The following is an 8177-nucleotide window of genomic DNA, read 5'->3' as shown; positions in this document are numbered from 1 at the left end:
CGACGACCACGGCGATCCTGCAGGCCGCGCCGCTGATGGTGACGCTGGGCGCGGCACTCGTTCTGGGCGAGAAGGTCGGCCCGCGCCGCTGGGCTGCGACCGGCGCCGGGTTCATCGGCGTGCTGTTGATCCTGCGCCCCGGTGCGGAGGGGTTCCAGCCCACGGTGATCTTCGCCGTGCTGGGTATGATCGGTTTCGCCGGCCGCGACCTGGCCACCCGCACCAGCCCGCCGGGCGTGCACGCGGCGCAGCTGGGCGTGCTGGGCTTCGCCGTGGTCACCGCCGCCGGCCTCGTGATCCTGGTGGCCGAGGGCGCGCGTCCCGCCCTCCCGCCGGCGCCCGCCTGGCCGTGGATGATCGCCACGGCGCTGGTGGGCGTGGTGTCCTACGCCGCCCTGACGCAGGCGATGCGGTCGGGCACGGTTTCCGTCGTCGCACCATTCCGCTACTTCCGGCTGATCGTTGCGCTGGTGATCGCCTATGCCGTCTTCGGCGAACGGCCCGACGCCTGGATGCTGGCCGGCGCCGCGCTGATCGTCGTCTCGGGGCTCTACACCCTGCTGCGCGACAGGCGGACGCGGCGGGCCGCGGGGGCTGGCGCGGCGCCGTGATCCGCGCTAAAGCCCCGGCCTTGCAGTCACGCCCAAGGACCCGCCCATGACCACCCGCGCCGGATTCGTCGCCCTGATCGGAGAGCCCAACGCGGGCAAGTCGACGCTGACCAACCGCATGGTCGGCGCCAAGGTGTCGATCGTCACCCACAAGGTGCAGACCACACGCACGCGCATCCGCGGCGTCGCGATCGAGGGCGACGCGCAGATCGTCTTCGTCGACACGCCGGGGCTGTTCGTGCCGCGCCGGCGGCTGGACCGCGCGATGGTCAAGGCGGCGTGGGGCGGGGCGGCCGACGCCGACGTGATCGTGCTGCTGATCGAGGCGCATCGCGGCGTGACCGAGGGCGTCAAGCGCATCGTCGACGGGCTGAAGGACATGCCGCAGGGGCAAACCGTGGCGCTGGCGATCAACAAGATCGACCGCGTGAAGGCCGAAACGCTGCTGGCGCTGTCGCAGGACCTCAATGACCGCCACGCCTTCGCGCAGACCTTCATGATCTCGGCCGAGAAGGGTCACGGCGTCGACGACATGCGCCGCTGGCTGGCCGACCAGCTGCCGGAAGAGCCGTGGCTGTACCCCGAGGACCAGATCGCCGACCTGCCCATGCGCATGATCGCCGCCGAGATGACGCGCGAGAAGCTGACCCTGCGCCTGCATCAGGAACTGCCCTACCAGCTGACGGTCGAGACCGAGCACTGGGAAGAGCGCAAGGACGGCTCGGCCCGCGTCGACCAGGTGGTGTACGTCGCGCGCGACGGCCACAAGGGCATCGTGCTGGGCCACAAGGGCGAGACGATCAAGGCGATCTCGAAGGCGTCGCGCGAAGAGCTCGAAGAGTTCCTGGGCCGCAAGGTCCACCTGTTCCTGCAGGTGAAGGTGCGCGAGAACTGGCTGGACGAGGCCGAGCGGTATTCCGAGATGGGCCTCGACTTCCGCGACGGGGATTGACGTGGCGCGGCTGACCTCGCGGTTCTGGGTCGACGGCTACCTGACGCGGCTGCGGCTGGCCGACATCCCCGCCTTCGTGGTAGCGCATGGCGACGACAACGCGGGCGCCGTGCTGGTCAAGCTGGCGACGCTGGACGGCCGCGCGCAGGCCTTCACCCGCGGCTTCGACCTGATGACCGGCGCGCGCGCTTGGGACGTGCTGGCCGAGGGCGACGAACGCGCGGTGGACGCCGCCATTGCCCGCCAGCGCGGATTCGATCCCGACCTGTGGGTGATCGAGGTCGAGGACCGCCAAGGCCGGCATCTTCTGGACCAGGATGGCCTGCGCGACTGAGGCGAAGTTGGAACGGCGCGAAGCACCTTGCCGCCGGGCCTGCGCGCGGCCACGTTCGACCGCATGGAATGGCGCGACACCGGCATCCTTCTGGCGACCCGCAAGCACGGCGAGACGTCGCTGATCCTCGACGTCTTCACGCCGGGGCACGGCCGCCATGCGGGGGTGCTGCGCGGCGGCACCTCGCGCAAGCTGGCGCCGGTTCTGCAGCCGGGCGCGCAGCTCGACCTGACGTGGCGCGCGCGGCTCGAGGATCACATGGGCGCCTTCACGGCCGAGCCGCAGCGCTCGCGCGCGGCGGCTGCCCTGGGCGACCGGCTGTCGCTGGCAGGGCTGTCGGCGGTGCTGGCGCTGGTCCGGTGGTCGTTGCCCGAACGCGCCGCGAGCCCCGCGCTCTACACCCGGACCGAGGCGCTGCTGGACCTGCTGGGCCAGCCCGACCTGTGGCCGCTGGCCTACCTGCGGTGGGAGCGCGCGCTGCTGGACGACATGGGTTTCGGCCTCGACCTGTCGGTCTGTGCCGTCACCGGCGCGACCGAGGGGCTGGAATACGTCTCGCCCCGCACCGGGCGCGCGGTGACGGCAGAAGGCGCCGGCGACTGGGCCGACCGCCTGCTGCCGCTGCCGCCGGTGTTGCTGGGCGGCGGGAGCGCCGACGACGCCGCGATCCTGCGCGGGCTCGAGGTGACGGGGTACTTCCTGCTGCACCACGTGGCCGCCGATCTGGGGCAAGAGGCGCTGCCCCCCGCGCGCGGTGCGCTGCTCGACCGGTTGCGGCGGCGCGCGGGATCGTGCGGCTAGCCCTTTCGCCGGGCGGTCCGAAAGGCTACGTAGAGACCATGCAATGGACCCTGCCCAACATCCTGACGGTTCTCCGCCTGCTCGCCGCGCCGGGCCTGGCACTGATGTTCCTCTATTTCTCGCGCCCCTACGCCGACTGGCTGGCGCTGATGCTGTTCATCCTGGCGGCGGTGACCGACTGGATCGACGGGCATCTCGCCCGCAGCTGGAAGCAGGAGACCAAGATCGGCGCCATGATGGACCCGATCGCCGACAAGGCGATGGTGATAATCGCGCTGATGGTGATCGTGGGCTATTCCTCGATGTCGCCGTGGCTGGTGCTGCCCGCGACCTTCATCACCTTCCGCGAGGTGTTCGTGTCCGGCCTGCGGGAATTCCTGGGCCAGAAGTCGGGCACCCTGAAGGTGACCAACCTCGCCAAGTGGAAGACCACGGCGCAAATGGTGGCCATCGCGGTGCTGTTCGCGCAAGGCGTGTTCGAGCATTACCTCGTCATGTCCTCGATGGGCATGGACGCGCAGATCGTGAACGATATCCTGAGCGGCCGGGAAGAGGACCTGATGGGTCTGCGGTGGAAGGAATTCGGCATGGTCTGGACCGGCAACCTCGGGATCGTGCTGCTGTGGGTCGCCGCGCTGTTGACCGTGATCACCGGCTGGGAATATTTCCGCAAGGCGATGCCCTTCCTGACGGAGGACCGGTGATGGACGTGCTGTATTTCGCTTGGGTGCGTGAACGGATCGGCCTGCCGAAAGAGCGGGTCGAGACCGACGCCGCGACCGTCTCGGCGCTGGTCGACGAGCTGCGCGCGCGCGAGGACCGCTATGCCGCCGCCTTCGCCGACCTGTCGGCGCTGCGCGTCGCGGTCGACCAGGAACTGACGGATTTCGACGCCTCCATCGCCGGCGCACGCGAGGTGGCGTTCTTCCCGCCGATGACCGGGGGCTGATCATGCGCGTCGTCGTGCAGGAAGCGCCCTTCGACTTCGCGACCGAGGCCGCCGGCTTTGCCGACGGGCGGCACGACATGGGCGCCATCGTGACCTTCACCGGGATCGTGCGCGACGTCGCCTCGGGTGATCTGCAGGTCATGGAGATCGAGCATTACCCCGGCATGACCGAGAAGGCGCTAACCGCGATCGCCGAAGAGGCACGCGACCGCTGGAGCCTTGGCGACGTGCTGGTGATCCACCGCTACGGCCGCCTCGCGCCGGGCGACAAGATCATGATGGTCGCCACCGCCGCGCGGCACCGCAAGGACGCGTTCGAGGCGGCCGAGTTCCTGATGGACTACCTGAAATCCCGCGCCCCCTTCTGGAAGAAGGAACATGCCGGGGAAGGCGCCGACTGGGTCGCCGCCCGGGACGAGGACGAGGCCGCGCTGACGCGCTGGTAGCGCCACGCTTGCGAACCCGCCGGGGTGGTCATACTGTCCGACCAATTCCCGAGGTTCACCATGCCCTTCCGCCCCGTGCAGTCCGAGAAGCTGTCCTCCGCCGTCGTGCGCCAGATCGAGAAGCTGATCCTGCGTGGCATCCTGCGCCCGGGCGAGCGTCTGCCGTCCGAGCGCGAGCTGTCCGAACGGCTGGACGTGTCGCGCCCCTCGCTGCGCGAGGCGGTGGCGGAGCTTCAGGCGCGCGGCCTGCTCAGCCCGCGCGCGGGCTCGGGCATCTACGTGGCCGACGTGCTGGGCTCGGCGTTCTCGGACGCGCTGATCGACCTGTTCTCGAAGCATGACGAGGCGGTGTTCGACTACCTATCGTTCCGCCGCGACATGGAGGGGCTGGCAGCCGAACGCGCGGCGCGCGCGGGCACCGATTCCGACCTCAAGGTCATCGACACGCTGTTCGCCCGGATGGAAACCGCGCACCGCAAGCGCGATCCCGCCGACGAAGCGCGGCTGGACGCCGATTTCCACCTCGCGATCATCGAGGCCAGCCACAACGTCATCATGCTTCACATGATGCGCTCGATGTACCAGCTGCTGCGCGAGGGCGTGTTCTACAACCGCCAGGTGATGTTCAAGCAGCGCACAACCCGCAGCGCATTGCTCGACCAGCACCGGCTGATCAACGATGCGCTGCAGGCGCGCGACCCGGCGGGCGCACGCGCGGCGGTCGAGGCGCATCTGAACTTCGTCGAGGCCGCGCTGTTCGCCGACCGCAAGGCCGAGGAGCACGAGGCGATCGCGCGCCAGCGGCTGGAACGGACCACGGCGCGTGACTAGGGGATGGCCTTTCGTGTGGTCGCCCGGCGCCGGCTGATCCTATGCCGCGCCGCCTGATCCGCCCCATGACCTCGGTCCGCCTGCGCCTTCTGGTGCTGGCCCTGGCGCCGCTCGTCGTGTTGATGCCGCTGCTGCTGCTGATCGGCATGACCCGCTGGACCGCGGATTACGACGCGCTGCTGATCGCCAACGTCGACAGCGATCTGCGTATCGCCGAGCAGTACCTCGAGCAGATCATGACCCGCACCGGCGACGACCTGACCGGCGTGGCGCGGTCTGTGCAGTTCGCCGACGCGCTGACGCGCGAACCGGCCGCGCGGGCGTCGTACTTCTCGGAAACGCGCGAGGCGCTCGAGCTCGATTTCCTGTACTACCTGCCCGAAGCTCGGGCCGAGGGCGCCGCCGCGCGCTGGCCGGTTATCGCCGCCGCGCTGTCGGGCAGCCCTGCCACCCGGATCGACATCTTTCCGGCGGAAAAGCTCGCCTCGTTTCCCGGAAGGCTGGCCGAGCGCGCGCGGATCGACCTGATCGACACCGAGGCCGCCGTGCCCACCGATCGCGAGGTCGAGGACCGCGGCATGGTGGTGCATTCCGCGGCGCCCGTGACGCTGGACGGCGCGCGCGGCGTGCTGGTCGGGGGCATCCTGCTGAATCGCAACCTGCAGTTCATCGACTCGATCAACGCATTGGTCTACCTCAACGCCGTCACCGGGGGCGAGCGGCAGGGCACCGCCACGCTGTTCCTCGACGACGTGCGGGTGTCGACCAACGTGCGCCTGTTCGAGGACGTGCGCGCGCTGGGCACGCGCGTCTCGGCGGTGGTGCGCAACGCCGTGCTGGACGAGGGGCGCACTTGGCTGAACCGCGCCTTCGTCGTGAACGACTGGTACATCTCGGGCTACCTGCCCCTGACCGACAGTTTCGGCGAACGGGTCGGCATGCTCTATGTCGGCTTCCTCGAAGCGCCCTTCACCGCCGCCAAGCGCGAGGCCTACCTGTGGATGCTCGGCGCCTTCGCGGGCGTCCTCGCGTTGTCGGTGCCGGTGTTCCTGTGGCTGGCGAAGGGCATATTCGCGCCGCTCGAACGCATGACGCAGACCATGCGGCGCGTCGGGCGGGGGGATCTTTCGGCGCGCAACGGCGCCATGCGCTCGCGCGACGAGATCGGGCAGGTGGCGGCGCATCTCGACGATCTGCTGGACCAGGTGCAGGACCGCGACCGCCGGCTGCGCAGCTACGCGCAGGACCTCAACCAGCGGGTCGAGGAGCGCACGTCCGAGCTGCGCGAGGCGAACGCCAAGCTGGAAGAGACCTTCCGCCAGTTGGTTATGAGCGAAAAGCTCGCCTCGATCGGCGAGATCACTGCGGGCGTCGCGCACGAGATCAACAACCCTGTCGCGGTGATCCAGGGCAACGTGGACGTGATCCGCGAAACGCTGGGCGAAGACACCGTTCCGGTGAAGACCGAGCTGGACCTGATCGACCGGCAGGTCATGCGGATCGACGCCATCGTCGGCAAGCTGCTGCAATTCGCCCGGCCCGACGAGTATTCCGGCGGCGACGAGACGGTGTCGCTGGCGCCCGTTGTGTCCGATTGCCTGGTGCTGGTCGATCACATGCTGGCCAAGAGCGAGATCGACGTGCGCTCCGACTTCCACGAGGCGCCTCCGGTGCGGATCGACGCGGGCGAGATCCAGCAGGTGGTCATCAACCTGGTCGTGAACGCGGTGCAGGCGATGGGGCCGGAGGGGCGCTTGGACATCGGCATCGCGCCGGTCACGCGCGACGGCCGCGACGGCGTCTGTCTGACCGTGCGCGACACTGGGCCGGGACTGCCGGACGACATCCTGGCGTCGGTGTTCGACCCGTTCTTCACCACCAAGCGGGCCGAGGGCACGGGGCTGGGCCTGTCGATCAGCCAGACGCTGGTGCAGCGCGCGGGCGGCATCATCCAGGCGCGCAACCACCCCGACGGCGGTGCGGAATTCTCGGTCTGGCTGCCCGCGGCGGGCGCGGACAGCCAAGGCTGATCATTCGGCGGCGACGTCCTGCGCGTTCGGCCGCGTGACCCGCACCGCCGAAAACTTGAACTCGGGGATCTTGCCGTAGGGGTCGAGCGCCGAGTTGGTCATCAGGTTGGCCGCGGCCTCGATATAGGCGAAGGGCAGGAACACCATGTCGAGCGCGATGCTGCGGTCGGCGCGCGCCTTGACCGTCACGGTCCCGCGCCGCGTCTCGAGCGTGACCATCTCGCCAGCCTCTACGCCCAGATCGCGCAAGGTGGCCGGGTGCAGGGCACAGGTCGCCTCGGGCTCGACCGCGTCAAGCACGCTCGCACGGCGGGTCATGCTGCCGGTGTGCCAATGCTCCAGCTGCCGGCCCGTGGTCAGGATCATCGGATAGCTTGCATCCGGGGCCTCGGCCGGTGGGCTGACACGCGCCGGGGCGAACCGAGCGCGGCCCGCGCGGCGCGGAAAGCCGTCGCCGAACACCACCGACTGGCCCGGGTCCTCGGGGCCGTTGCTGGGATAGGTGACACCGCCTTCGGCGACCAGCCGCGACCACGTGATGTGGTGCAGGCTGCGCATCGACATCTTCATCTCGTTGAAGATCTCGCGCGGGTCGTCGTAATCCCAGTCCAGCCCGATGCGGCGCGCCATGTCTACCAGGATCGCCCAGTCCTCGCGCGCCTCGCCGGGGGCGTCCACGGCCTTGCGCGCGGCTTGGACCGTGCGGTTGGTGTTGGTCACGCTGCCGGATTTCTCGGGGAAGGCGGCGGCGGGCAGGATCACGTCGGCGAACATCGCGGTCTCTGTCAGGAAGATGTCCTGCACGACCAAGTGGTCCAGCGCGGCCAGCGCTTTGCGGGCATGCGCGACGTCCGGATCGGACATGGCAGGGTTCTCGCCCAGGATGTACATGCCCTTGATCTCGCCGCGATAGACGCGGTCGATGATCTCGACCACCGTCAGGCCCGGCGTGGCCGAGATCTCGGTGCCGCGCCAGATGTGGCGGAACAGAGCGCGCACCTCGGGGTCGGTGACCGACTGGTAGTCGGGCATGAATTGCGGGATGAGCCCCGCATCCGATGCGCCCTGCACGTTGTTCTGGCCACGCAGAGGGTGCAACCCGGCGCCGGGCTTGCCGACGTTGCCGGTCAGCAGCCCCAGCGCGATCAGGCAGCGAGCGTTGTCGGTGCCGTGGATGTGCTGGCTGACGCCCATGCCCCAGAAGATCATGCCGCGCTCGGCCG

Annotated in this window: 10 protein-coding genes; 9 read left to right on the top strand and 1 reads right to left on the bottom strand. The window is 69.5% G+C overall.

Annotated elements, in window-relative coordinates; translation table 11 throughout:
• From ACFDTC_RS15220 to ACFDTC_RS15180, 9 genes are all read left to right on the top strand, one after another.
• The coding region (locus tag ACFDTC_RS15220; RefSeq protein WP_375259736.1) for a DMT family transporter at window positions 1-611 on the top strand (611 nt) is incomplete at its 5' end.
• A gap of 46 nt (window positions 612-657) precedes the next feature.
• Entirely contained in the window at window positions 658-1563 is a 906-nt protein-coding gene (gene era / locus ACFDTC_RS15215; protein WP_375259735.1) for a GTPase Era, read from the top strand.
• A gap of 1 nt (window position 1564) precedes the next feature.
• Window positions 1565-1897 carry a DUF1491 family protein gene (locus tag ACFDTC_RS15210; RefSeq protein ID WP_375259734.1) on the top strand — a complete coding sequence of 111 codons (333 nt, stop codon included), beginning with the start codon at window positions 1565-1567 and terminating at the stop codon, window positions 1895-1897.
• A gap of 63 nt (window positions 1898-1960) precedes the next feature.
• Window positions 1961-2698 (top strand): DNA repair protein RecO, encoded by a 738-nt coding sequence (gene recO, locus ACFDTC_RS15205; protein ID WP_375259733.1) that lies wholly within the window; start codon window positions 1961-1963, stop codon window positions 2696-2698.
• A gap of 38 nt (window positions 2699-2736) precedes the next feature.
• A complete protein-coding gene (gene pgsA, locus ACFDTC_RS15200; RefSeq protein WP_375259732.1) occupies window positions 2737-3402 on the top strand; it encodes a CDP-diacylglycerol--glycerol-3-phosphate 3-phosphatidyltransferase in 666 nt (221 codons plus the stop codon).
• Window positions 3402-3647: a molybdopterin converting factor subunit 1 gene (moaD, locus tag ACFDTC_RS15195; RefSeq protein WP_375259731.1), complete on the top strand. Its 246-nt coding sequence runs from the start codon at window positions 3402-3404 to the stop codon at window positions 3645-3647. Before pgsA ends, moaD begins: the two co-directional genes overlap by 1 nt.
• Before the next feature lie 2 nt (window positions 3648-3649).
• Window positions 3650-4093, top strand: coding sequence for a molybdenum cofactor biosynthesis protein MoaE (locus ACFDTC_RS15190; RefSeq protein ID WP_375259730.1), 444 nt, complete (start codon window positions 3650-3652; stop codon window positions 4091-4093).
• A gap of 60 nt (window positions 4094-4153) precedes the next feature.
• Window positions 4154-4924 carry a FadR/GntR family transcriptional regulator gene (locus ACFDTC_RS15185; protein WP_375259729.1) on the top strand — a complete coding sequence of 257 codons (771 nt, stop codon included), beginning with the start codon at window positions 4154-4156 and terminating at the stop codon, window positions 4922-4924.
• A 65-nt stretch (window positions 4925-4989) separates the two neighbouring features.
• Window positions 4990-6954: a cache domain-containing protein gene (locus ACFDTC_RS15180; RefSeq protein ID WP_375259728.1), complete on the top strand. Its 1965-nt coding sequence runs from the start codon at window positions 4990-4992 to the stop codon at window positions 6952-6954.
• On the opposite strand, the gene ACFDTC_RS15175 is transcribed toward ACFDTC_RS15180, so the two are convergent.
• The coding region (locus ACFDTC_RS15175) for a molybdopterin oxidoreductase family protein (protein ID WP_375259727.1) at window positions 6955-8177 on the bottom strand (1223 nt) is incomplete at its 5' end. It lies immediately after the preceding gene.

This window comes from Citreimonas sp., assembly GCF_042096055.1.
GTDB lineage: Bacteria > Pseudomonadota > Alphaproteobacteria > Rhodobacterales > Rhodobacteraceae > Citreimonas.
This window is presented reverse-complemented; position numbering and strand designations above follow the sequence as displayed.